Source organism: Streptomyces liliiviolaceus, assembly GCF_018070025.1.
In the GTDB taxonomy this organism is placed as follows: Bacteria; Actinomycetota; Actinomycetes; order Streptomycetales; family Streptomycetaceae; genus Streptomyces; species Streptomyces liliiviolaceus.
Map to the genome: position 1 here is coordinate 3,976,457 of NZ_JAGPYQ010000001.1, position 23,237 is coordinate 3,999,693.

Here is a 23,237-nt window from a genome sequence, read left to right on the forward strand (position 1 = left end):
AGGAGTCGGGCACCGGGCCAAACGCCTTACCGGGGTGCCCTACAGCGCCGGGTAGTCCGTGTAGCCCTTCGCGTCCCCGCCGAAGAACGTCGTCGGGTCGGCCTCGTTGAAGGGGCCGCCCGCCTTCAGCCGGGCGGGCAGGTCGGGGTTGGCCAGGAACAGCTGGCCGTAGGCGATCAGGTCGGCTACGCCGTCCTCGACGAGCGTCAGGGACTCGGGTCCGGTCGGCCCCTCGGTCGCCGGGTTCAGGACGAACGTCCCGCTGAACCGCTTGCGCAGCGCCAGGGTCAGCTCACGGATCTCGCCCACCTCGGTGATGTGCAGATAGGCCAGACCCAGCGGCTCCAGCGCGTCCACGAGCGCGGTGTACGCGGCCTCCGGCTCGGGCTCCTGGATGTCGTTGTACGGGTTGCCGGGGGAGAGGCGGATGGCCGTGCGCCCGGCGCCGATCTCCGCGGCGACGGCCTTGACCGTCTCGGCCGCGAACCGGATGCGGTTCTCGACCGGGCCGCCCCACTCGTCGGTGCGGTGGTTGGAGCCGGGGGCGAGGAACTGGTGGATCAGATAGCCGTTGGCGCCGTGCAGCTCGACACCGTCGAAGCCGGCCTCGATCGCGCCTCGGGCGGCGTCCACGAACTCGCCGATGGTGGAACGGATCTCGTCGCCGGTCAGCTCGCGCGGGGCGACGAAGTCCAGGGGACCCTCGTGGGTGTAGACCTGCCCCTCGGCCCGTACGGGCGAGGCGCCGACGTTGACGAGTCCCTCGGGCAGCAGGCTCGGGTGGCCGATCCGGCCCGCGTGCATGAGCTGCGCGAAGATCCGGCCGCCCGCGGCGTGCACGGCGTCGGTCACCTTGCGCCAGGCCGCGATCTGCTCGGCGCTGTGCAGCCCCGGGGTGTCCGGGTAGCCCTGGCCCACCGGGGACGGCTGGACGCCCTCGGTGACGATCAGGCCCGCGGAGGCCCGCTGGGCGTAGTACTCGACGCTGAGATCGGTCGGCGCTCCGCCGTCGCCTGCCCGGCTGCGGGTCATCGGCGCCATGACGATGCGGTTGGCGAGCGGGGTGCCGGACAGGTCGATCGGGTCGTAAGCGGTGGTCACGGCTGCTCCTGGGGAGAGTACGGGGAATGTATGTGGTCGGCCAATGATTGGAACAAGGGACCACCGTAGAGCATTCCTTGGTCGGCCAAGTTTTCTTCCGTGAAAAGCTGGCCGCCACGAACGTGCGCGGAACCGGGAGCCAGGATGAGTGCCACCCACGAGGTCGCGGCCTCTCAGGCCGACCCCGCCTGTACCGAGGAGACGCCCTCCGCGGCGTGCGGCGGCCAGGTCAGCTACGCCATCTCCCGGGTGGCCCGGATGCACCGGGCCGCGGCGGGCAGGCTGCTGCGCGGGTCCGGCCTCTACCCCGGCCAGGAGTTCGTGATGATGCACCTGTGGGACGCGGGCGCGGTGCGTCAGTCGGAGCTGATCAAGGCGGTCGAACTCGATCCGTCGACGGTCACGAAGATGCTCCAGCGGCTGGAGCAGGCGGGACACGTCCGCCGCCGCCCCGACCCCAGGGACGGCCGCGCGGTCCTCGTCGAGGCGACGGAGGACAGCTGCGGTCTGCACGACGAGGTCACCCAGGCCTGGACCGGCCTGGAGGAGCACAGCCTCGCCGGACTGAGCCCCGACGAGCGCGCACAGCTCTCCGGGCTCCTCGCGCGCGTCGAGGCGAACCTGTGCACGGAGTCGGGCGACTGCCCGGCCCCGGCCGGGGCGGACCGGCCCTAGGGTCTGTTCGCCATGGGTGCCGTGGGTGCCGTGGGTTCGGTTCCGTACCGGCGGTGACGCTAGAGCCAGGCCAGTGAAGCCGCCCGCTCCAGCACGTCGTGCACGGCGCCCTCGTCGCCCACCACCCCGCGAGGCACCGACGTGGGAGTGTGCCGTCCGCCCACCAGCAGACAGAAGTCCACGGCCTGCAGGGCGAGTTCGGCGCGAACCGGCTCACCCTCGGAGCCGAGCACCCACTGGGGGTCGCCCTCGACGCCCGTCACGGCGAACAGCACCGGCGGCGCCGTCGGACCCAGCGCCAGACCGAGCATCCGGACGGCCAGCCGCACCATCTGCCCCAGATGGGCCTCGACCGGCGGCGGCACGGCGAGCCCGAGCGCGCGGCCGATGTCCACCGTGTGGATCCAGGTCTCGAAGGCCCGCCCCAGGAAATGGTCGGCCACGGGCAGCCGGACGCCCAGCATCGTCGTCGCGTGCGAGGCCCGCTCGGGATCCAGGGCCTCCGGCGTCGCCAGCAGCGCCGAGCTCTGCGCCGACCACGCGGCCACCGTCTCCTCGGGGGAGCGCGTCCGCTCGTACGCGATCGTGTCGGCGGTCCTGGCCTCCCAGGCCTCCTCCCACGGCATCTCCTGCGTGCTCCGCGAGAGGGGAGCGTGCGCGGCCACACCGAGCAGCCGGGCCAACTCCTCGTCGGCGGCGATCAGATGGCCGACCGTGTCCCGGACGTCCCAGTCGTGCACGACGGGAGTGCCCCACGGCCGATGGCCGTCCACCTCGCGCAGCAGCGCGGTGAGCCCGGTGACCGCCGCCGCGTACGGGGCCGCGTGCGCGGCGACGCGCGGCGCGGTGGGCCGCGCCCGCAGGGCGGCGGCGAGTACGCCTTCCGACATGGCGGAACCGTTGTTCATGGCGGCCTGCTCCGGTATTCCGGGTGGCCCGTCCAGCAGCCGTACCGTCTCACGGAGCCGCTCCGCCTCCGCGGCGCAGCTCTCGCAGCCGGCCAGATGCAGCGGTACGGCCTTCTCGTCCGCGGGCTGCAGCGCGCCGAAGGCCCAGGCGGCCAGCAGTTCGGGCACGCCGTCGTGGTCGTCGCTCACCGGAGGCCTCCTTTCCCTGTCGCCATCATGCGCCCCTTTCCCACGCCGGATCCGACGGGTCGCCCAACGACACGGCCAACTTGCGCAACGCGGACCGTAATCGGGTCTTGGCGGTGCCCTCCGGGATACCCAGCTCGACGGCCGCCTGCCGGTAGGTGCGGCCCGCGAAATAGGCGAGGTGGACCACCTCCCGCTGGGGCTTGGGGAGTTCGGCGAGCGCGGAGTGCAGCAGGAGCGAGCGTTCACGGTCGACGACCGCCTCATCTGGCCCCGGCCCGGTGTCCGGGATGGAGTGCAGCGCCGAGTCGTCCGCCCGGGTGTCCTTACGGTGCCTGGCCTCGCTGCGCACCCAGTCCACGGCCCGCCGGTGCGCGAGCAGGGACAGCCAGGTGCGCATCGAGCCACGGCCCGGGTCGAACGCGTACGGCCTGCTCCACAACTGGGCGAAGACCTCCTGCGCCACGTCCTCGGCGGCCGCCGCGCTGCGCGTGACCCTCACCGCGACGCGCCGCACCAGGCCGCCGTACGCCGCGTACGCCTCGGCCAGTGCGGTCTCGTCGCCGTACACCAGCCGCCGGTGCAACTCCGCATCCGCGGACGGCCGTTCGGACGTGTGGAGAGTTGGCTCCACCGGCACCACCACCTCGTGATGCCCTTCCTAGCGTTCTCGTGGGCCGCGCGCCAGTGGGTCGGGACATCATCCGGACAGGACATCCAGCAGACGGTCGACATCCGCGGGCACGTTGTACATGTGGAAGGCGGCCCTCAGGTTCCCGGCGCGGTCGGAGACCTCGATCCCCGCCCGGCTCAGCTCCGGCTGCCGGTGGCCGAGTCCGGGCACGGAGACGATCGCCGACCCCGGCGCCGCGACCGGCTCGTGTCCCAGCGAGGCGAGGCCCGCCCGGAAACGGTCGGCGAGGCCGAGGTCATGGGCGCGCACGGCCTCCACACCCAGCTCCTCCATCACCTGGAGGGAGTGCCGGGCACCCGCGTACGAGAACAGGCTGGGGCTCTCGTCGAACCGCCGCGCGGAGCGGGCCAGTTCCTCGACCGGCCCGTAGCAGCTGTCCCAGGGATCCTCTCCCGCCACCCAGCCCGCGAAGACGGGATCGAGCCCCCCGAAGTCCTCCGGAACGACGAGGAAGGCCACGCCCCGCGGGCAGACGAGCCACTTGAAGGCGACGGAGGAGACATAGTCGTACGCGTCCGCGTCGACCGACAGCCATCCGGCGGCCTGGGATGCGTCGATGTACGTACGGGCGCCGTGGGTGCGGGCGGCCTCGCGCAGCGCCGGCAGATCGGCGATCCGGCCGTCCGCGGACTGCGCGGCGCTCACCGCGACGAGCGCGGTGCCGGGGCGCACCGACTCGGCGATCCGCTCCAGCGGCACCGTGCGCACCTTCAGGCCGCGGCGCACATGGAAGGGGTTCACGACGGAAGTGAAGTCGCCCTCGGCGGTGAGGACTTCGGCGCCCTCGGGCAGCGAGGCGGCGATCAGTCCGGTGTAGACGGCGACCGACGCCCCGGCCGCGACCCGGCTGTCGGGGACGCCGACGAGCCGGGCGAAGGAGGCGCGGGCCGCCTCCACGTCGGCGAACATGTCCTGCGGCCGGCCGTCCGCCACGGACTCGACACCGGCGCGCATGGCCGCCACCGCGCGGGCCGGGAGCAGCCCGGTACTGGCGGTGTTCAGATAGGTGTTCTTCGGGGTGAACTCGGCACGGACGAGGCTCTCGAAGGTCTCCATGGCACCACTCTGCGGCGCGGAGAACTCCCCGTCCATTGCGTTCTTTTAAGTGGTTCCGCGAAGGAACGCTTATACGTCCAGGTCAGCGCCGCACATCAGTGCTGGTGGGGCACCGCGCAGCCGTCCGGGCCGCACGCCTCGGAGTCGCCCTGCGCGTTCGGCTGGATCAGCTTGAGCGGGGAGTGGCTCGCCCACGCCTGCTCCAGTGCCTGCGCGAACACCTCGGCGGGCTGGGCGCCGGAGACGCCGTACTTGCGGTCCAGGACGAAGAACGGCACGCCGTTCGCACCCAGCTCGGCGGCCTCGCGCTCGTCGGCGCGGACCTCGTCGGCGTACGCGGCCGGGTCGGCGAGCACCTTGCGGGTCTCGTCCGCGTCGAGTCCGGCGCCGACCGCCAGCTCCACGAGCCGCTCGTCGTCGCCGAAGACGGACCGCTCCTCGGCGAAGTTCGCCTTGTACAGGTCCTGGATCAGCTCGTCCTGGCGGCCCCGCTCCTTGGCGAGGTGCAGGAGCCGGTGCATGTCGAAGGTGCTGCCGTGGTCGCGGTCCTTCGTGCGGTACGCGAGGCCCTCGGCGGCGGCCTGGGTGCCGAGGTTCTCCTCGCCGGCCTGGGCCTGGGCCTCGCTCATGCCGTACTTCTTGGTGAGCATGGGGATGACGGGCTGGATGTCGTCCTTGGCGCGGTTCGGGTCGAGCTCGAAGGAGCGGTGTACGACCTCGACGGCGTCGCGGTGCGGGAAGGTCTGGAGGGCCTTCTCGAAGCGGGCCTTGCCCACGTAGCACCATGGGCAGGCGATGTCGCTCCAGATCTCGACGCGCATGTCTCGAACTCTCCCTCACTCAACCGATCAGCTCCGCTGCTGCATGAACGTTCAAGAACCGGCTGAGTATTCCCCGCGCTCTCGAACGTGCGGGTCCGGTGGGGGTTGCCCGCGCAGTTCCCCGCGCCCCTGAAAAACCGCGTTCGTCTGCGGGTCCGGTGGGGGTTGTTCGCGCAGTTCCCCGCGCCCCTCGGGGAGGGGCTGCGCCCCGTCCCGCCCAGGGGCGCGGGGAACTGCGCAGGCTTTTGGCTTTTGCTTTTAGGGGCGCGGGGAACTGCGCGAACGGCCCCCACCGGGCCGCACCCGGCGTCGATGCTCAGGCGGTCGCCGCCAGCGCAGCGCGCAGCGCGGTGAGGCAGGCCTCCACCACCGCAGGGTCGGCCGCAGGCCCGTAGTGGTTGACCCGGATCATCTCCTTGGCCAGCACCCCACCCCCCGCCGCCAGCGGAAGCGAGCCGTCGACGGCCAGCGCAGCCGCCACCACCGCCGACGCGTCCACCCCCGCAGGCGTCCGCAACGTCGTGGCAACCGGCGCCGCATCGGACGCCTCGTACACATACGGTTCAAGCCCCCCGCCCAGCGCGAGCGCACCCGCCCGCACAGCCGCAGCCGCCGCCGCATGCCGCGCCATCACCGTCTCCAGCCCCTCCGACTCGATGCGCTCCACACACGCCTCCAGCGCCAGCATCTCCAGCTGCGCCGGAGCGTGGAGAAGGGCCTTGCGCCCGGCGTCGACCCACCGCTCCTTCCAGTCCAGGAGGGAGAGGTAGGAGCGCCGGGGCGCGTGCGGGTTCGCGGCCATCCGCGCCCACGCCCGCTCGCTGACCGACACCGCCGAGACCCCCGCGGGCCCGCCCATCGCCTTCTGCGCCCCGATCACGCACAGGTCCACGCCCCACGCGTCCGGCAGTACCGGCTCTGCGCCGACCGAGGCCACCGCGTCGAGGTAGAAGAGGGCGCCGTGCGCCCGTACGACCTCGCCGATCTCCGCGACCGGGTTCGTGTTCCCGGTGGCCGCCTCCGCGTGCACCAGGGAGACGAAGTCGATCCGAGGGTGCTCGGCGAGGGCGTCGCGGATCTGGTCCGCCGTGACCGCAGTGTGGAAGGGCACGGCCAGGTCGTGCACGGTGGCCCCGCAGTCCCGGAGCCAGTCGCCGAACGTCTGCCCGTACGGGCCGGTGATCACGTTGAGAGCCGTCGTACCGGGACCGGCCGCGCCGCGAATCGCCCCTTCCAGCGGAAGCAGCGCCTCACCCTGCATGATCACGACGTCCTGCCCGGTGGAGAGCAGCCGCGCCACGCGGTCCTCGATCGCCGCGAAACGCGCGGCGCTCAGCGGTGCCAGGTCCAGGAAGGGATGGGTCACGGCGTTGCTCTCTTCACTCACGTTGCTCTCGACGCTCACGTTGCTCCCGTCACTCACGGGGTAGGCAGCAACGAGCGTAACCGCCGTCCTCGTCGTCGCCCACCGGCGACTTCTGAGGCCGGACAGCCCAGCGGCCATGGGATTGGTTTGAGAGCCTCAAACCAATCCTTATAATCAGCAGTCACAGTTTCCCCACAGGAGGTCACCCCCGTGAAGATGGTCCCCGGGCGCCGAACCCGCATTCTGGCCGCCACCACCGCGACGGCCGGGCTGCTGCTCGTGTCCGGCTGCTCCTCGGACGACGACGGGGGCAAGAAGACCACCGCGGGCGGGGTCGAGCTCGTCAAGGGCGGACAGCTCACCACCTGCACCCACCTGCCGTACCCGCCGTTCCAGTCGGAGATCGACGGCAAGGTCCAGGGCTTCGACGTGTCGCTGGTCGACCTGGTCGCCAAGGACCTGGGCGTGAAGCAGGAGATCCTCGACCAGCCCTTCGAGAACTTCAAGACCGGCGGATCCCTCAACTCCGGCCAGTGCGACCTCGCCGCGGCCGGTATGACGATCACCGACGAGCGCAAGAAGAACGTCGACTTCTCCGACCCGTACTTCGAGGCCACCCAGGGCATCCTGGCCGACAAGAAGAGCGGCATCTCCTCCCTCGCGGACCTCAAGGGCAAGAAGGTCGGCGCGCAGGCGCAGACCACCGGCGAGGAGTTCGCGAAGAGCAAGGGCCTCAACCCGGTCTCCTTCGAGTCCTCGGACGCCCTCCTCAACGGTCTGCGCACCGGCCAGGTCAAGGCCGTCGTCATCGACTACCCGGTCGTCCAGGGCTGGCTCAAGGACAAGGCCAACGCCGCCGCCTTCGAGGTCGCCGACAACATCAACACCGGTGAGGAGTACGGCTTCACCATGAAGAAGGGCAACACCAAGCTCCTCGAAGCCGTCAACAAGGCGCTGGCGGACGCGAAGTCCGACGGCACGTACAAGAAGCTGTACGAGAAGTGGATCGGCCCGTACGACGAGAACGCCGCCTCCGCTTCGCCCTCCGCCTCCTCATGACCGATACCGACACCGACGCCAGGATCCAGCCCCGCAGGCGGGGGCTGACCAGGAGCCAGAAGCGGACCGTGTCCCGGGGCGTCCAGTACGCGGTGTTCGTCGCCGCGCTGGTCGCCCTCGGGTTCACGGCCGACTGGGGACAGCTGCGGAACCAGTTCGCGCAGGTCGACCTGGCCGAGCGGATGTTCCCGGACATCATCACGCTGGCGCTGAAGAACACCGTCCTCTACACCGTGTCCGGCTTCGTCTTCGGCCTCGCCCTCGGCGTGGTCGTCGCCCTGATGCGGCTCTCCTCGGTCGGCCCGTACCGCTGGCTGGCCGGCATCTACATCGAGATCTTCCGCGGGCTGCCCGCCCTGCTGATCTTCATCTTCGTGGGCGTCGCCGTGCCGCTCGCGTTCCCCGGCACGGAGATCCCCGGCGGCACGTACGGGAAGGTCGCGCTCGCGCTCGGCCTGGTGGCCGCCGCGTACATGGCGGAGACGATCCGCGCGGGCATCCAGGCCGTCCCCAAGGGGCAGATGGAGGCGGCCCGTTCGCTGGGCTTCTCGCATGCGCGGGCCATGGTCTCCATCATCATTCCGCAGGCGTTCCGGATCGTGATCCCGCCGCTCACCAACGAGTTGGTGCTCCTCTTCAAGGACTCCTCGCTGGTGCTGTTCCTCGGGGTCACGCTGGAGGAGCGCGAACTGTCCAAGTTCGGCCGCGACCTGGCCAGCGAGACCGCCAACTCGACACCGATCCTGGTGGCGGGCCTGTGCTACCTGCTGGTCACGATCCCGCTCGGGTTCGTCGTACGCCGCCTTGAGGCGAAGGCCGGGGAGGCCACCAAGTGAGCACCGAGAAGCACGTGAGCCCCGAGGACAGTGCTCCCGAGATCCAGGTCCGCGGGCTGCACAAGTCGTTCGGCGACAACGAGGTGCTGCGGGGGATCGATCTGGAGGTCGGCTCCGGCGAGGTCGTGTGCGTCATCGGCCCCTCCGGCTCCGGCAAGTCGACCCTGCTCCGCTGTGTGAACCTCCTCGAAGAGCCCACGAAGGGGCAGGTCTTCGTCGGCGGCACGGAGGTGACCGACCCGGACGTCGACATCGATGCCGTACGCCGTCGGATCGGCATGGTCTTCCAGCAGTTCAACCTCTTCCCGCACCTGACGGTGACCGACAACCTGACGCTGCCGCAGCGGCGGGTGCTGGGCCGTGACAAGGCTCAGGCGGCGGAGGTCGCCGCCGAGAACCTGCGGCGGGTCGGGCTCTCCGAGAAGGCGACGGCCTACCCCGGCTCCCTCTCCGGCGGGCAGCAGCAGCGGGTCGCGATCGCCCGCGCGCTCGCCATGGGTCCGCAGGTGATGCTCTTCGACGAGCCGACCTCGGCGCTCGACCCTGAGCTCGTCGGGGACGTGCTCGCGGTGATGCGGATGCTCGCGGACGAGGGCATGACGATGATGGTCGTCACGCACGAGATGTCCTTCGCGCGCGAGGTCGCCGACCGGGTGGTGTTCATGGACGGCGGCGTCATCGTGGAGCAGGGGCCGCCGGCCCAGGTGATCGGCTCCCCGACGCACGAGCGGACCCGCCACTTCCTCTCCCGCCTCCTGGACCCGGCGATGGCGGAGGTGGAGGACGCACCACGGAAGTCGCCGTAGGGGCGGGGGCCGCGTCGCCCTGCGGGTCGGTGGGGGTTGCCCGCGCAGTTCCCCGCGCCCCCTGGTGGGTGGGGCCTGAGGCCGGCTCGCACGCTGAGGCCCGTCGTGGCTGGCCGCGCAGTTCCCCGCGCCCCTGAACGTGCGGGTCCGGTGGGGGCCGTTCGCGCAGTTCCCCGCGCCCCTCGGGGAGGGGCTGCGCCCCGTCCCGCCCAGGGGCGCGGGGAACGGCGCAGTCTTTTGTCTTTAGGGGCGCGGGGAACTGCGCAATTCTTGAGGCCCGCCCCCACCCGCCCGCAGACGACGTACTCCGTCGAAGAACTAGGCTGCCGCCATGAGCGATCAGCCGCCGGTACTGCACGTGACGGGCCGCGTACTCGTCGCCCCCGACGACGCCCGGGACGAACTCTGGGTCGTCGACGGCAAGGTCACCTACGACCGCCCCCGCGGCGACGCCGCGAAAGACGTCCGCACGATCGACGGCTGGACCCTGCCAGGACTGGTCGACGCCCACTGCCACGTCGGCCTCGGCCCCCACGGCGCCGTCCCCGACGACGAGTCGGAGAAGCAGGCCCTGGCCGACCGGGAGGCCGGCACCCTCCTCCTCCGCGACGCCGGCTCACCCGCGGACACCCGCTGGGTCGACGACCGCCACGACCTCCCGAAGATCATCAGAGCGGGCCGCCACATCGCCCGTACCCGCCGCTACATCCGCGGCTTCGCGCACGAGATCGAACCGTCGGACCTCGTCGCGTACGTGGCCCGGGAGGCCCGACGCGGCGACGGCTGGGTGAAGCTGGTGGGCGACTGGATCGACCGCGGCACCGGCGACCTCGGCGCCTGCTGGCCCCGCGACGCGGTCGAGGCGGCGATCGCCGAGGCCCACCGCCTCGGCGCCCGCGTCACCGCGCACTGCTTCGCCGAGGACTCCCTGCGGGACCTCGTCGAGGCGGGCATCGACTGCGTCGAACACGCCACCGGCCTGACCGAGGACACGATCCCGCTCTTCGCCGAACGCGGCGTCGCGATCGTCCCGACCCTCGTGAACATCGCCACGTTCCCGCACCTCGCGGACGGGGGCGAGGCCAAGTTCCCCCAGTGGTCCGCGCACATGCGGCGGCTGCACGAGCGCCGCTACGACACCGTGCGCGCCGCCTACGACGCAGGCATCCCGGTGTTCGTCGGCACCGACGCGGGCGGCACGCTGCCGCACGGACTGGTGGCGGCGGAGGTCGCCGAACTGGTGACGGCCGGCATCCCGCCCCTCGAAGCGCTTTCGGCCACCACGTGGGGCGCCCGCGCCTGGCTGGGGCGGCCCGGCCTGGAGGAAGGGGCTCCGGCCGACCTCGTCGTGTACGAACAGGATCCGCGGGCGGACGTACGGGTTCTGGCTGCGCCGCGGCGCGTGGTGCTGGACGGCCGGGTCGTCGGCTGACGGAGAGTGACCGCCGGGCCCTGCCTGTACAGCGCGCACTCCCTCCCGCGCTCCGGCGCTTTCCAGCCACTCCGGTGCGGTTCGGTGATCCGGGTGGCCTTGAGGAACGTACGTGCAGGGTGAATCGAAGAGGTGCGCGGAAAGTCCACGTATGAGTGAACTCCCTTCAGCTTGCTGACTGTTCACTCTCCGTGCGTAAGGATTCCCGTCATCGACGCCGCCGGACGCTGTTCGCATGTCCCTGCGAGCGGAGCGTCCCGCGGCGTCGCGTCTCCGGTTCTGTCTCCTGTGGGGGTCCCACCACCATGCACAGCAACGCTTTCCGTATGCCCGCACGCAGGCTGGCCGCCACCGCGGCCGCCGTCTCCCTGGCCACGGGTCCCGCGGTCCTGGCCGGCGCGGGTCCGGCCCACGCGACCGACGGCCACGGCCGGGCCGGGGCCGTCGTGCTCCGCACCGGGCTCGACGTGTCCCTGCTCAACAAGACCGTGAACGTCCCGCTCGCGGTTTCGCTCAACGACGTACAGGCGCCGCGGAGCGCCGAGAAGACCACGCTCACGGCGAAGCTGGACGGGGTCGACGGCGGACAGCCGTTCACCGTGCTCGGCGCGGAGGTCGCCAGAGCGAGCGCGACCGTCTCGGCGGAGAAGGCCGAGGGGTCGGTGCACCTCGCCCACGCCAAGGTGCACATCCCGGGGCTGCCGCTGCTGTCCCTCATCGAGGTCGACGAGGTCACCGCGGAGGCGGTCTGCGCGGCGGGGGAGAAGCCGGTCGCCTCGGCGAATCCGCTGGGTGCGGTGACGGTGCTCGGCAAGAGGACCACGGTGACCGCCGGCGGGGTGACGGAGGTGAAGGTGCCGGGGGTCGGCGAGGTCCGCCTGGACCTGTCGTCGACCCGGACCACGTCCCGTACGGCTGCGGCGACGGCGCTGCGGCTCAAGGTGTCGGTGAACCCGCTGAAGCTGAACGTGGCGGAGGTCGAAGGAACGGTCACTCTGGCGGAGGCGACCTGCGAGTCCCCTGCGGAGCCCGTGCCCGGGGTGACGCCGCAGGGAGCTCCCGGGGAGAAGCCCGACCTCGCCGAGACCGGGGGCGGTTCGGCGACGCCGTATGTCGCGGCGGGCGCGATCGCGCTGCTCGCGGCGGGTGGCGCAGCGGTGACACTGACCCGCCGCCGCCGAGCCTGACACCGGCTCCCGCATGGCCCGCGCCCCCCTGCGGGGCTTGGGCCGGCGGGCACGGTGCGGCCCGGTGGGGGTTGCCCGCGCAGTTCCCCGCGCCCCTGAAAGCGGGGCTGCGCCCCAGCTTTCATCCTCGGGGGCCCCGCGCCCTCAAGGGGCGCGAGGAACGGCGCGAGCAACCCCCACGGTCCCGCACGATGCCCACGGCCGGTCACCCCCACCCCCTAAGGGGCGCGGGGAACGGCGCGGCCAACCCCCACCGGGCCGCACGATGCCGACGGCCGGTCACCCCCACCCCCTAAGGGGCGCGGGGAACGGCGCGAGCAACCCCCACCGGCCCGCACCATGTCCACGGCCGGCCGGTCACCCCCAGCGCGGCTCAGCCAACACCCCCTGCCCCGCCGGTCAGGCTGAGCGCCTGGTCCAGGGCCTGGAGGAAGCGGTTGACCGTCGGACGGTCGCGGACAGCGAGCCGCAGCCACGTCCCGTCAAGACCAGGAAACGTGTCCCCCCGCCGCACAGCGAACCCCAGCCGCCGCAACCGCTCCCGCACAGCCCCCGCCCCCGGCAGGGAAACCAGCACGAACGGCCCCTCCGCGGGCTCCGCGACCCGCACCCCGTCGGACGCGAACTCCTTGAGCCCCGCCACGAGATGCGCCCGGTCCGTGGCCACCCGCAGTGCCGCCCCCGCCTGCTCGGCGAGCGCCTCCGGCGTCATACAGGCCTCGGCCGCGGCCAGAGCGGGCGTCGACACGGGCCAGAGCGGCTGCCCCCGTTCGAGTTCGCCGATCGTCTCGGGCGCCGCCAGCACGTACCCGATCCGCAACCCCGCCAGCCCCCACGTCTTGGTGAGACTGCGCAGCACCACGAGCCCCGGCACGTCCGTCCGCTCCGCGAGCGCCTCCCGTTCGTCCGGCACCGCGTCCATGAACGCCTCGTCGACCACCAACGTCCGCCCAGGACAGGCGAGTTCCGCGATCAGCCCGGCCGGATGGAGCACCGACGTGGGATTGGTCGGGTTGCCGATCACGACCAGGTCCGCGTCCTCGGGAACGGCCGCCGGGTCGAGCCGGAACCCCTCCTCGGGACGGAGCAGCACCCGGTCCACGGTGTGCCCCGCGTCCCGCAGCGCCGCCTCCGGCTCGGTGAACTGCGGGTGCACGACCACCGGGTGACGGACCTTCAGTGCGCGGGCGAGCAGCACGAAGGCCTCGGCTGCCCCGGCCGTGAGCAGCACCCGCTCCACGGGCAGCCCGTGCCGCGCCGCCACCGCGGCCCGCGCGGCCCGTCCGTCCGGGTAGGCGGCCAGCCCGCCCAGCGACTCGGCGATACGGCCGCGCAGCCAGTCCGGGGGAGTACCGGCACGGACGTTCACGGCGAGGTCGACGAGCGCCGAGCCGTCGTCGCGCACCTCGGCGTCACCGTGATGCCGCAGATCGTGCCCGTCCCCCTGGCCCGGCCCGCCGGCGCCCCAGAACGAGGAACCACCTCTGCCGTCGCTGTCAGTACGCATGAGAGGAAGCGCGGTCGTCGATGTGGAGGCCGCCGTCGTCGTGGCCGTGGCCGTCGACGCACGGCCGTGTCTCCCGGTAGCGCTCCATCACCAGGTCGAGCAGTTCCGGCTCCGGCCCGATGACGTCGGCGGGGACGACGTCGACCTCGGGATGAGCCGTCGCCCATCCTTCGCTCTGGTGCCGGATCCGTTCCGGGAGCGTGCCGGTGAACAGGAAGTAGGGGAGCACGACGATCCGCCGCGCGCCGAGCCGCACACACCGGTCCAGGCCCGACGGCACGTCCGGCGCGGCCAGCGACACGAACGCCGTCTCCACGCCCGCGTAACCGCTGCCCTCCCACAGCAGCCGCGCCGCCTTGTGCACCTCCGCGTTGGCCTCCGGGTCGGTCGAGCCGCGGCCGACGAGCAGCACGGTCACCTCGGCCCGGTCCCGGGGCGTGCGCACCGACCCGCCCAGCGCGTCGTCGAGCCGCCGCTCCAGCACGGCGAGCAGCGCGGGGTGCGGGCCCAGCGGACGCCCGTACGCGTACGAGGTCCCCGGATACCGTGCCTGCTCACGGGCGAGCGCGGCCGGGAGATCACCCTCGGCGGGGCCGGCGGGCACGAGCGTCAGCGGGACCGCGGCGAACCGGCGCACCCCCTGGGCGGCCAGCTCGGCCACCGCGTCGCCGAGCGGCGGCGGGGAGAGCCCGATGAAACCGCCCGCCACGGGCAGGCCGGGGTTGCGTCGGCCCAGCTCCCGTACGAAGTCGCGGAACGCCTCGGCTCCGGCGTCGTCCAAGGTGCCATGGCCGGCGAGGAGCAGGGCTGGAGCGGGGGCGGGGGCGGGGGTGGTCACGAGGTCTCCTGGCGATACGGAACGGGGTGGGGGGACAGGGAGGGCCTACAGGGCGGGAGCCGACCGAGGGCAGGACAGGACACGGCGAGTGCCTGACGTGCCCAGGGCGCCCGACGGGCCTGACTGGTCCGGTGGCTCACTCGGGCTCCTCCCGCCGACGGTGGCCGCGCTGCGCCACCCTACGACCGCGGGCCTCACAGGTCGCCGCCGCGCCCCCACTCATCTCCGGCACCCCGGCCGCTCGGTCCCGGCTCCGGCGTCCGCACCGGCCCCGGGCCCGACCGCCGGGAGCCGCCCGTCCCCGGTCCGGCGTACGACCGCGCAGGTCGCCCTCGCCGGTCGCGCGGACGACGTGCGCTTGGGGACGAGGAGGTCGCCGCCACCGGCGAGGGCGGCGGCCTCGGCGACCGAGGGCGTACCGACGGCGGCGAGCGGCGCGGCCGAGGGGTTCGGCACGTCGACCCGCGCCAGTTCCCCGGCCCTGTACGTCACCACGGGCACCCCGAGCCGCTCGGCCGCGCCGAGAATCCCGGGCTCGTCGGCCTTCGTGTCGACGGTGGCGAGTTCGACGACGGACCGCGCGGACAGCCCGGCGTCCCGCAGGGCGTCCTCGACGAGCCCGAGCATCTCGTCGACGGTCACGCCCCTGGAGGCGCCCACGCCGACGACGAGCGACGGCGGTCCGTCCGGAAGCCGCGCAAGCCGGTCGGCATCCGGAGTGCGGCGAACGTGCGTGAAGGCGGGTTGATCGGATAGCAAGGGCGTATGGCGGTGTTCGTCGCGCTCGGCGCGTTCCTCATGACGCTGGCCGGCGGCTGGACGGCGCAACGCGTCACCGACCGCCGCCACCTCGTACTCGGCCTGGCCGGCGGCCTGATGCTGGGGGTCGTCGGCCTCGATCTGCTGCCGGAGGCACTCGACGCGGCGGGCGAGGAGATCTTCGGTGTCCCGGCCGCGCTGCTGCTGTTCGTGGCCGGTTTCCTCGGGGCCCACATGGTGGAACGGCTCCTTGCCGTGCGCCAGGCCTCGCACGGGGGCGGCGAACACGACGGGCGGACGCCCCAGGTGGGCCTGACCGCCGCCGCCGCGATGGTCGGCCACAGCGCCATGGACGGCGTGGCGATCGGCGCGGCCTTCCAGGTGGGCGGGGGGATGGGAGCGGCCGTGGCGGTCGCGGTGATCGCCCATGACTTCGCGGACGGCTTCAACACGTACACGATCACGACCCTGTACGGGAACGCCCGGCGCAAGGCGGTCGCGATGCTCGTCGCGGACGCCGCGGCCCCGGTGCTCGGCGCGGCCTCGACGATGCTGTTCACCATTCCGGGGCATCTGCTCGGCGGATACCTCGGCTTCTTCGGTGGCGCGCTCCTCTACCTCGCCGCCGCCGAGATCCTCCCCGAGGCCCACCACGAACACCCCGCCCGCTCCACGCTGCTGTGCACGCTCGCCGGAGTGGCCTTCATCTGGCTGGTCGTCGGCATCGCGGAGTGAGCCACGGGGGACGGCGGAGACCGCGGAGGCCGCCCCCCGAGCACCGGGAGCCGATCTCATGACCAGGCACTCCCGGCACTCCCAGGACCCCCGGCACTCCCGGAACCCCCGGCACATCTCTCCACGAAGCGACGGGCGACCCCGGGGGCGGACGCCCAGTGCGTGTGCAGATAGCTCGCGTGCACACCCTGCTGTACGAAGCCCTCCAGCCGCCGTACCGGAGTGCGCATCCCCCAGGCGGCGGCAGCTCCCGCCCCCGGCTCGACGACGGTCCGGTGGAACTCGTGCCCCCGCATCCGCGTCCCCGCCTCGGCCAGCGAACTGTCGGACACCGCGACGGCATCGCGGTACCCGAGCGTCAGCCGCGCGTCCATCCGGGCCTCGGCGTCGATGACACCGCACATCGGCAGCCCGTCGAGTTCACGGGAGAGATAGAGCAGCCCCGCGCACTCGGCCGCGATCGGCGCCCCGCTCTCGGCGAGCGCGGCCACGGCCTTGCGCAGCGGCTCGTTGGCGGACAGTTCAGGCCCGAACACCTCGGGAAACCCGCCCCCGAGGACCAGCCCACGGGTCCCGTCCGGCAGTTGCTCGTCCCGCAGCGGATCGAAGGTGACGACCTCGGCCCCGGCGGCGGCCAGCAGCTCGGCCTGCTCGGCATAGGAAAAGGTGAAGGCAGACCCCCCGGCAACGGCGACGACCGGGGCACCTTTCAGCCCGTCCGGCGTTTGAGGATGAGCGCGAAGCGCGATCCGGGGGGCGAGGGGGCGCAGCCCCCCTGCGGGAACGGGAACGGGAAGGGGCGGCGGGGGCGAGAAACCCAGCACCTCACCCGCGTCCCAAGCCCCACCCCCCAATTCCCCGGCACTGCGCGCCAGCGCGAACAACGCCTCCAGATCACACCCGGCCCGCACCCGCGCCCCCATCGCCGCGACAGCGGCAACGGCCTCGGCCCGCCGCTCGGCCACGGGCACCAGCCCCAGATGCCGGGACGGCGTCCCCACCTCCTCGGCCCGCCGCAGAGCGCCCAGCACCGGCACCCCGGACTGGTCCATCGCCTCCCGCAGCAACGCCTCGTGCCGGTCGGAGGCGACCTTGTTGAGGATCACCCCGCCGATCCGCACCCCGGCGTCCCAGGAGGCGAACCCGTGCACGAGCGCGGCCACCGACCGGGACTGCGAGGACGCGTCCACGACCAGCACCACGGGCGCCCGCAGCAACTTCGCCACATGGGCGGTGGAGGCCAACTCCCCTTCCCCGGAAGCCCCGTCGAACAGCCCCATCACGCCTTCGACCACGGCGAGATCGCATCCGCGCGCCCCATGGGCGAACAGCGGCGCGATCAGCTCGGGGCCGCACATGTAGGAGTCGAGATTGCGTCCCACGCGCCCGCTGGCGAGCGAGTGGTACCCGGGATCGATGTAGTCCGGCCCGACCTTGTGCGGGGACACGGCGAGCCCCCGCGAGGCGAACGCGGCCATCAGCCCCGTGGCCACGGTGGTCTTGCCGCTCCCGGAGGCGGGCGCGGCGACGACCAGCCGAGGGACGGACCCGGCCCCTTCCGAGGCAGAACCGAGGGACATCACCACTCGATGCCCCTCTGCCCCTTCTGACCGGCGTCCATCGGATGCTTCACCTTGGACATGTCGGTCACCAGATCGGCGAACCCGACCAGCTTCTCAGGAGCGTTGCGCCCCGTGATGACGACGTGCTGGGTCCCGGTCCGGCCCCGCAGCACCTCCACCACCTCGTCGACGTCGACCCAGCCCCAGTGCATCGGGTAGGCGAACTCGTCGAGCACGTACAGCTTGTACGTCTCGGCGGCGAGGTCCCGCTTGACCTGCTCCCAGCCCTCGCGGGCCTTCGCCTCGTTGTCCAGCTGCGAGTCGCGCTGCACCCACGACCAGCCCTCGCCCATCTTGTGCCAGTCGACGGACCCGCCCTCACCGCTGGCGCCGAGGACGCGCAGCGCGTTCTCCTCGCCGACCTTCCACTTCGCGGACTTGACGAACTGGAACACCCCGATCGGCCACCCCTGGTTCCAGGCACGCAGCGCGAGCCCGAAGGCGGCGGTGGACTTTCCCTTCCCGATGCCCGTGTGCACCATGACGAGCGCCCGGTTCCGTCGCTGACGCGTCGTCAGTCCGTCGTCCGGTACGACACTCGGCTGTCCCTGAGGCATTACGCGGCCCTCCTGCTGTTGCCCTGGCTGTTGCCTCGGCTGCTGCCCTGTACGTCCCTGACCAGCCCGGCGATCGAGTCGGCCCGCAGCTCGTCGAGCGTCACGGCCGTCCCGCCGAGGTCACCCGCGAGCTGCCCCGCGAGTCCGAGCCGCACGAGGCCCGACTCGCAGTCGACGACGACGGACGCGATCCCCTCGGCGGCGAACAGCCGGGCGGCCCGCCCGGCGAGCGCCACCGGTTCCGGCCCGCCGGTCGCCCGCCCGTCCGTCACCAGCACGACCAGCGCGCGCCGGGCCGGATCCCGCAACCGCTCCACCCGCAGCACGTCGTACGCCCGCAGCAGCCCGGCCGCGAGCGGCGTACGCCCGCCGGTGGGCAGCGACTCCAGCCGCGCCGCGGCCGCGTCGACCGACGACGTGGGCGGCAGCGCCACCTCGGCCGCGGAACCGCGGAAGGTCACCAGCCCCACCTTGTCCCGCCGCTGGTAGGCGTCGAGGAGCAGGGACAGGACCGCCCCCTTCACGGCGCTCATCCGCTGCCGGGCCGCCATCGACCCGGACGCGTCCACGACGAACAGCACGAGGTTGCCCTCGCGGCCCTCCCGGGTGGCCTGCCGCAGATCGTCCCGCCGTACGACGAGACCGGGCCCGGACCGGCCGCGTACCCGCTGGTGCGGCGCCGCGGCCTGCACGGTCGCGGCCAGGTGCAGTGCGGTGAGCGCTCCGCGCGGCCGGCGCGCCCCGGTGGTGCGCCCGTGCTCGGTCCGGGCCCGCGAGCGCCGCCCGGCGGCCCCCTCGCCCAGCCCGGGCACGCTCAGCACCTTCGTACGGAACGGCTCGGCGGCCCGTACGGGGGACTGCTGGCCCGCGCCGGGGGACGGCGCCCCGCCGCTCTCGGACTCGTTCGCGGGAGCCTCGCCCTGCGCGGGCACCTCCCCGGAACCGTCGCCGCCATCGGCGCTGTCACCGCCGCCGTCGTCGGGCCCGTCCTGCGGAGGCCGCCCGCCGCCACCCCCACCGGGACCGTCCGGATCCGGGTCCTCATCGCCATCGCCATCGCCGGAGTCGCCGGGATCGGAGTCCCCCAGGCCGTCCTCGTCGCCCGCGAACTCCTCCAGCGTCTCGTCGAGCTTGTCCTCGTCGAGACCGGGCGCGTCGAACGGATTGCGCCGGCGCCGGTGCGGCAGCGCGAGGAGCGCGGCCTGGCGTACGTCCTCGGCGAGGACGTCGGTCCGCCCCGCCCAGGCGGCCAGCGCGGTGGCGGTCCTGGCCATCACGATGTCGGCCCGCATGCCGTCCACCTCGAACGCCGCGCAGGTCGCCGCGATCTGCCGCAGCGCGCCGTCGCCGAGCCGCACCGACGGCAGCAGCTCCCGCGCGGCCACGATCCGCGCCCGTACGTCGGACTCCTCGTCGGCCCAGCGCGTCGCGAACCCCTCCGGGTCGTCGTCGTACGCGAGCCGCCGCCGTACGACCTCCACCCGCTGGTCGGGTTCGCGCGAGGCCGCGACCTCGACGGTCAGCCCGAACCGGTCGAGCAACTGCGGCCGCAGCTCGCCCTCTTCGGGGTTCATGGTCCCCACGAGCAGGAACCGCGCGGCATGCCGTACGGAGACGCCCTCGCGCTCCACGTACGAGGCACCCATCGCCGCCGCGTCGAGGAGCAGGTCGACCAGGTGGTCGTGGAGGAGGTTGACCTCGTCCACGTACAGGAGTCCGCGGTGGGCGTCGGCCAGCAGGCCGGGCTCGAAGGACTTCACGCCCTCCGCGAGAGCCCGTTCGATGTCGAGCGCGCCGACGAGGCGGTCCTCGGAGGCGCCGACGGGCAGTTCGACCATCCGCGCGGGACGCGGCACACCCGGCCCCACCTCGTGGGGGCCGTCCGGGCAGGCCGGGTCGGGGGCGTCGGGCGCGCAGGAGAAACGGCAGCCGGGGACGACGTCGACCTGCGGCATGAGCGCCGAAAGCGCGCGCACGGCGGTGGACTTGGCGGTGCCCTTCTCGCCGCGGACGAGCACACCGCCCACCGCGGGGGAGACGGCGTTCAGCAGCAGTGCCAGGCGCAGGTCGTCCTGGCCGACCACGGCCGTGAACGGAAACGGGGTACTCACTGGTTGTCGTCCTCCCAATAGCCCATACGGACTTCGTGGTCCAGGCGGCCTTCGCACACGCTCATACGGGCGCTCCCGGTGGAATGAAGGGCAGTCCGGCCGGTGCGCCGGACTCGATGAGCCGCCACAGCGCGTCCGTGTCCGCGTGTTCCTCGATCAGATCGCCCAGCCGGTCGAGCTGCTCCTCGCGCAGCCCCTCGAACGAGGTGTCGGCGGCCGGTACGAAGCGGCGCCCCGCGGCGGCGGCCACCTCGCGCAGGAAGGCACGCCGGAAACCGTCCGACTCCAGTGAGCCGTGCCAGTGCGTCCCCCAGACCTCGCCGACCCGACAGCCGTCCAGGAAGGCTTCCCCGCCGGTGACCTGGGCGACCCCGTGATGGATCTCGTACCCCTGGACGGGTTCGCCGAGCGCCTCGCCGACGGGCCGGGTCAGGGTCTTCTCGCGCGCGAACCGGACGCGTACGGGGAGGAGTCCGAGGCCGTCGACGGCACCGGCCCTCGACTCGACCTCGTCCTCGATGTGTTCGCCGAGGAGCTGGAAGCCGCCGCAGATGCCCAGCACCGGGCGGCCTTCGGCGGCCCTGCGCACCAGGGCGTCCGCGAGGCCGCGCCGCCGCAGCCACTCCAGGGCCTTGACGGTGCCGCGGGTGCCGGGCACGACGACCAGGTCGGCGTCGACGAGTTCCTCGGCGCGGTCCACGAACCGTACGACGACGCCCGGTTCGGCGGCGAGGGCGTCCAGGTCCGTGAAGTTGGACATCAGGGGGATCGCGCAGACGGCGACCCGCAGGATGTCCTCGCCGACGGGGGAGGAGACCTCGGACTCGCGCACCGCTCCCCGCAGGGACACTCTGAGCCCGTCCTCCTCGTCGATGCCGAGCCCGTGCCGGAAGGGCAGGATGCCGTAGGTGTGCCGCCCGGTGAGCCCGCGCAGCATGTCCACGCCGGGTTCCAGCAGCGAGACGTCCCCGCGGAACTTGTTGACGAGGAACCCGGCGACCAGCTCCTGGTCCTCGCGCGACAGCAGTGCCACCGTCCCGAAGAACGAGGCGAACACCCCGCCGCGGTCGATGTCCCCCACCACGAGCACGGGCAGCCGGGCGCCCCGCGCGATCCCCATGTTCACGATGTCGGTGCGCCGCAGATTGATCTCGGCGGGACTGCCCGCCCCCTCACAGATCACCGCGTCATACGTGCCCCGCAACTCGGCCAGACAGTCCAGCACGGTCCCGAGCAGCGCCTCCTGGCGTCCGCCGTGATAGCCGCGGGCGCTCAACTCGCCCACGGGCTTGCCCATCAGGACCACCTGGCTGCTGCGGTCGCTGCCCGGCTTGAGCAGGACGGGGTTCATGAGCACGGAGGGCTCCACGCGGGCGGCCTGCGCCTGCATGGCCTGCGCCCGTCCGATCTCGGCGCCCTCCCTTGTCACGAACGAGTTCAGCGACATGTTCTGCGCCTTGAACGGCGCGACCTTCACGCCCTGACGCACCAGCCACCGGCAGATCCCGGCGGTCACGACGCTCTTGCCCGCGTCGGAGGTCGTACCGGCGACGAGCAGCCCGCCACCCGGTCCGCCGCCGGGCCTCCCGCCCGTTCCCCCGCTCATGACGTACGCCCTTTCGCCTTCGGCACCCATGACGTGGCGAGCAGCCGTCCGGCGACACTCGCGCCCAGCGCGAGCACGCTCACGCGGCGCGAGAGCCGGACGGCCCGCTCGATGTCCCCGACCCCCACGGCCCGCCCCGGACCGTTGAGCACGGGCCGGTGCTCGACCCGTCCCGCGTACGAGAGCGTGCCGCCGAGCCGTACCCCGAGCGCCCCCGCGAACGAGGCCTCCACGGGCCCGGCGTTGGGACTCGGATGCCTGGCGGCGTCGGCGCGCCAGGCGGTGACGGCCCCGCGTGGATTCCCCCCGGCGACGGCGGCGAGGGCGGCGGTCAGCCGGGCCCCGGGCCACCCCACCACGTCGTCGAGCCGGGCGGAGGCCCAGCCGTACCGCCGGTGACGGGCCGACTTGTGCCCGACCATGGCGTCCAGCGTGTTGACGGCCCGGAACCCGACCAGTCCCGGTACGCCCGCGACCGCGCCCCACACCAGGGCGCCCACGACGGCGTCGGAGGTGTTCTCGGCGACCGACTCGACGACCGCGCGGGCGATCCCGTCGGCGTCCAGCGCCTGCGGGTCGCGCCCGCACAGATGCGGCAGCCGCTCGCGGGCCACCTCGATGTCCCCGGCGGCCAGCGCCCCGCCGACGGCCCGCGCCTCACGGCCGAGCGAGGTCCCGCCCACGACGGCCCAGGTGGCGGCGGCGGTCAGAGCGACGGAGGCGACGGCGGAGGTACGCAGGGAACGCTCGGCGGCCACGGCGAGACAGACGGCGCCGCCCGCGCACACGGCGGTGTGCAGCGCCCCCGATCCCCGGTGGTCGCGCCACAGGGCCCGCTCGACGGCTCCCGCGGCCCGCCCGAACGCGGCGACCGGATGCCCTCGGCGGGGATCGCCGAGCAGCAGGTCGGCGAGGAGGCCGGCGGCGGCGCCGTACGCGAAGACGCGATCGGCTCGCATCGGTTCAGCCCGCCGCTGCATCGGGCGAGAGCCCGGTGCCGGGCCCGGGCACACTGGTCCACAACAGGTGGGCGCGCATGGCGATATGTCCTCACTCAGGGTGTCCACGCCCTGGTTCGACGAGACCGACGGCGAGAGTTCCTGGCTCCCGGGGGGATCGATTCCCCGGTAACAGTGGCGGGACCGCGCCGGATTCGCACCGGCTTCCTCTTCTGCCGACGTACATGGCCTCGGCAGTCCACCACGGTCCGAGAACACCCGTCAACTTGCTGTTGACCTGCGACGGGAGAGTGTGCTGAGACCCACATCCACCGACGGGCCCTCCCCGCGGACCGGTCGCCGCGGACGTGGAATCGCGCGTGGGGAAGGGACTCTCGCCCCCACCCTTGCGATCACTGTCCGTGACATGCGAGACA

General features: G+C 73.0%; 20 protein-coding genes, 1 pseudogene and 1 riboswitch. Of the genes and pseudogenes, 7 read left to right on the plus strand and 14 right to left on the minus strand.

Annotation, left to right across the window (positions count from 1 at the left end):
• Positions 1 to 39: 39 nt before the first annotated feature.
• Positions 40 to 1,101: an alkene reductase gene (locus tag J8N05_RS17385; RefSeq protein WP_210883815.1), complete on the minus strand. Its 1,062-nt coding sequence runs from the start codon at positions 1,099 to 1,101 to the stop codon at positions 40 to 42.
• A 144-nt stretch (positions 1,102 to 1,245) separates the two neighbouring features.
• On the opposite strand from J8N05_RS17385, the gene J8N05_RS17390 reads away from it, so the two are divergent.
• Complete coding sequence (locus J8N05_RS17390; protein ID WP_210883816.1) at positions 1,246 to 1,776, plus strand: MarR family winged helix-turn-helix transcriptional regulator; 531 nt, start codon at positions 1,246 to 1,248, stop codon at positions 1,774 to 1,776.
• A 59-nt stretch (positions 1,777 to 1,835) separates the two neighbouring features.
• On the opposite strand, the gene J8N05_RS17395 is transcribed toward J8N05_RS17390, so the two are convergent.
• The 5 genes from J8N05_RS17395 to J8N05_RS17415 form a co-directional block, all read right to left on the minus strand.
• Positions 1,836 to 2,873, minus strand: a complete 1,038-nt coding sequence (locus J8N05_RS17395; protein WP_210883817.1) for a maleylpyruvate isomerase family mycothiol-dependent enzyme — start codon at positions 2,871 to 2,873, stop codon at positions 1,836 to 1,838.
• A 25-nt stretch (positions 2,874 to 2,898) separates the two neighbouring features.
• Positions 2,899 to 3,516, minus strand: coding sequence for an RNA polymerase sigma factor (locus J8N05_RS17400; RefSeq protein ID WP_107017725.1), 618 nt, complete (start codon positions 3,514 to 3,516; stop codon positions 2,899 to 2,901).
• A 54-nt stretch (positions 3,517 to 3,570) separates the two neighbouring features.
• Entirely contained in the window at positions 3,571 to 4,620 is a 1,050-nt protein-coding gene (locus tag J8N05_RS17405; protein ID WP_247706307.1) for an aminotransferase class V-fold PLP-dependent enzyme, read from the minus strand.
• 95 nt (positions 4,621 to 4,715) lie between these two features.
• Positions 4,716 to 5,441 (minus strand): DsbA family oxidoreductase, encoded by a 726-nt coding sequence (locus J8N05_RS17410; protein ID WP_210883819.1) that lies wholly within the window; start codon positions 5,439 to 5,441, stop codon positions 4,716 to 4,718.
• Positions 5,442 to 5,757: 316 nt separating this feature from the next.
• Positions 5,758 to 6,807: a pyridoxal-phosphate-dependent aminotransferase family protein gene (locus tag J8N05_RS17415; RefSeq protein ID WP_210890232.1), complete on the minus strand. Its 1,050-nt coding sequence runs from the start codon at positions 6,805 to 6,807 to the stop codon at positions 5,758 to 5,760.
• A 210-nt stretch (positions 6,808 to 7,017) separates the two neighbouring features.
• Between J8N05_RS17415 and J8N05_RS17420 the strand changes: the two genes are divergently transcribed.
• From J8N05_RS17420 to J8N05_RS17440, 5 genes are all read left to right on the plus strand, one after another.
• Positions 7,018 to 7,866, plus strand: a complete 849-nt coding sequence (locus tag J8N05_RS17420; RefSeq protein ID WP_210883820.1) for a transporter substrate-binding domain-containing protein — start codon at positions 7,018 to 7,020, stop codon at positions 7,864 to 7,866.
• Positions 7,863 to 8,702, plus strand: coding sequence for an amino acid ABC transporter permease (locus J8N05_RS17425; RefSeq protein WP_210883822.1), 840 nt, complete (start codon positions 7,863 to 7,865; stop codon positions 8,700 to 8,702). Before J8N05_RS17420 ends, J8N05_RS17425 begins: the two co-directional genes overlap by 4 nt.
• A complete protein-coding gene (locus J8N05_RS17430; protein WP_383951105.1) occupies positions 8,699 to 9,508 on the plus strand; it encodes an amino acid ABC transporter ATP-binding protein in 810 nt (269 codons plus the stop codon). The genes J8N05_RS17425 and J8N05_RS17430 overlap by 4 nt, the downstream gene beginning before the upstream one ends.
• Positions 9,509 to 9,839: 331 nt before the next feature.
• Positions 9,840 to 10,940 (plus strand): amidohydrolase family protein, encoded by a 1,101-nt coding sequence (locus J8N05_RS17435; protein ID WP_210883824.1) that lies wholly within the window; start codon positions 9,840 to 9,842, stop codon positions 10,938 to 10,940.
• Positions 10,941 to 11,245: 305 nt separating this feature from the next.
• Positions 11,246 to 12,127 carry an SCO1860 family LAETG-anchored protein gene (locus tag J8N05_RS17440; protein ID WP_210883828.1) on the plus strand — a complete coding sequence of 294 codons (882 nt, stop codon included), beginning with the start codon at positions 11,246 to 11,248 and terminating at the stop codon, positions 12,125 to 12,127.
• A 373-nt stretch (positions 12,128 to 12,500) separates the two neighbouring features.
• On the opposite strand, the gene cobC is transcribed toward J8N05_RS17440, so the two are convergent.
• From cobC to J8N05_RS17455, 3 genes and pseudogenes are all read right to left on the minus strand, one after another.
• Positions 12,501 to 13,634, minus strand: coding sequence for an Rv2231c family pyridoxal phosphate-dependent protein CobC (cobC, locus tag J8N05_RS17445; RefSeq protein WP_210883830.1), 1,134 nt, complete (start codon positions 13,632 to 13,634; stop codon positions 12,501 to 12,503).
• Positions 13,624 to 14,472, minus strand: a complete 849-nt coding sequence (locus tag J8N05_RS17450; protein ID WP_210883832.1) for a sirohydrochlorin chelatase — start codon at positions 14,470 to 14,472, stop codon at positions 13,624 to 13,626. Before J8N05_RS17450 ends, cobC begins: the two co-directional genes overlap by 11 nt.
• 261 nt (positions 14,473 to 14,733) lie before the next feature.
• A pseudogene (locus tag J8N05_RS17455) lies at positions 14,734 to 15,153 on the minus strand (cobalamin biosynthesis protein); the annotation flags it as partial.
• 84 nt (positions 15,154 to 15,237) lie between these two features.
• Between J8N05_RS17455 and J8N05_RS17460 the strand changes: the two are divergent.
• Complete coding sequence (locus tag J8N05_RS17460; protein ID WP_210883836.1) at positions 15,238 to 15,966, plus strand: ZIP family metal transporter; 729 nt, start codon at positions 15,238 to 15,240, stop codon at positions 15,964 to 15,966.
• Positions 15,967 to 16,022: 56 nt separating this feature from the next.
• Here J8N05_RS17460 and J8N05_RS17465 read toward each other — a convergent pair whose 3' ends face one another.
• From J8N05_RS17465 to J8N05_RS17485, 5 genes are all read right to left on the minus strand, one after another.
• Positions 16,023 to 17,546, minus strand: a complete 1,524-nt coding sequence (locus J8N05_RS17465) for a cobyrinate a,c-diamide synthase (RefSeq protein ID WP_210883839.1) — start codon at positions 17,544 to 17,546, stop codon at positions 16,023 to 16,025.
• Complete coding sequence (gene cobO, locus J8N05_RS17470) at positions 17,546 to 18,145, minus strand: cob(I)yrinic acid a,c-diamide adenosyltransferase (protein ID WP_210883840.1); 600 nt, start codon at positions 18,143 to 18,145, stop codon at positions 17,546 to 17,548. The genes J8N05_RS17465 and cobO overlap by 1 nt, the downstream gene beginning before the upstream one ends.
• Complete coding sequence (locus tag J8N05_RS17475; protein ID WP_210883841.1) at positions 18,145 to 20,256, minus strand: putative cobaltochelatase; 2,112 nt, start codon at positions 20,254 to 20,256, stop codon at positions 18,145 to 18,147. The genes cobO and J8N05_RS17475 overlap by 1 nt, the downstream gene beginning before the upstream one ends.
• Positions 20,257 to 20,317: 61 nt before the next feature.
• The gene (locus J8N05_RS17480) at positions 20,318 to 21,862 is read right to left on the minus strand and encodes a cobyric acid synthase (RefSeq protein WP_210883843.1); all 1,545 of its coding nucleotides are present in this window, start codon (positions 21,860 to 21,862) and stop codon (positions 20,318 to 20,320) included.
• Positions 21,859 to 22,821, minus strand: a complete 963-nt coding sequence (locus tag J8N05_RS17485) for a cobalamin biosynthesis protein (RefSeq protein ID WP_210883844.1) — start codon at positions 22,819 to 22,821, stop codon at positions 21,859 to 21,861. The genes J8N05_RS17480 and J8N05_RS17485 overlap by 4 nt, the downstream gene beginning before the upstream one ends.
• 116 nt (positions 22,822 to 22,937) lie before the next feature.
• Positions 22,938 to 23,079, minus strand: a riboswitch (cobalamin riboswitch).
• Positions 23,080 to 23,237 lie beyond the last annotated feature (158 nt).

What these genes read in the sequence shown, in the direction of transcription:
- J8N05_RS17435 (WP_210883824.1), top strand. Translation starts at nt 9,840, where the DNA reads ATGAGCGATCAGCCGCCGGTACTGCACGTGACGGGCCGCGTACTCGTC.
- J8N05_RS17485 (WP_210883844.1), bottom strand. Translation starts at nt 22,821, where the DNA reads ATGCGAGCCGATCGCGTCTTCGCGTACGGCGCCGCCGCCGGCCTCCTC.
- cobO (WP_210883840.1), bottom strand. Translation starts at nt 18,145, where the DNA reads ATGCCTCAGGGACAGCCGAGTGTCGTACCGGACGACGGACTGACGACG.
- J8N05_RS17480 (WP_210883843.1), bottom strand. Translation starts at nt 21,862, where the DNA reads ATGAGCGGGGGAACGGGCGGGAGGCCCGGCGGCGGACCGGGTGGCGGG.
- J8N05_RS17440 (WP_210883828.1), top strand. Translation starts at nt 11,246, where the DNA reads ATGCACAGCAACGCTTTCCGTATGCCCGCACGCAGGCTGGCCGCCACC.
- J8N05_RS17410 (WP_210883819.1), bottom strand. Translation starts at nt 5,441, where the DNA reads ATGCGCGTCGAGATCTGGAGCGACATCGCCTGCCCATGGTGCTACGTG.
- J8N05_RS17405 (WP_247706307.1), bottom strand. Translation starts at nt 4,620, where the DNA reads ATGGAGACCTTCGAGAGCCTCGTCCGTGCCGAGTTCACCCCGAAGAAC.
- J8N05_RS17390 (WP_210883816.1), top strand. Translation starts at nt 1,246, where the DNA reads ATGAGTGCCACCCACGAGGTCGCGGCCTCTCAGGCCGACCCCGCCTGT.
- J8N05_RS17460 (WP_210883836.1), top strand. Translation starts at nt 15,238, where the DNA reads ATGGCGGTGTTCGTCGCGCTCGGCGCGTTCCTCATGACGCTGGCCGGC.
- J8N05_RS17425 (WP_210883822.1), top strand. Translation starts at nt 7,863, where the DNA reads ATGACCGATACCGACACCGACGCCAGGATCCAGCCCCGCAGGCGGGGG.
- cobC (WP_210883830.1), bottom strand. Translation starts at nt 13,634, where the DNA reads ATGCGTACTGACAGCGACGGCAGAGGTGGTTCCTCGTTCTGGGGCGCC.
- J8N05_RS17465 (WP_210883839.1), bottom strand. Translation starts at nt 17,546, where the DNA reads ATGTCCCTCGGTTCTGCCTCGGAAGGGGCCGGGTCCGTCCCTCGGCTG.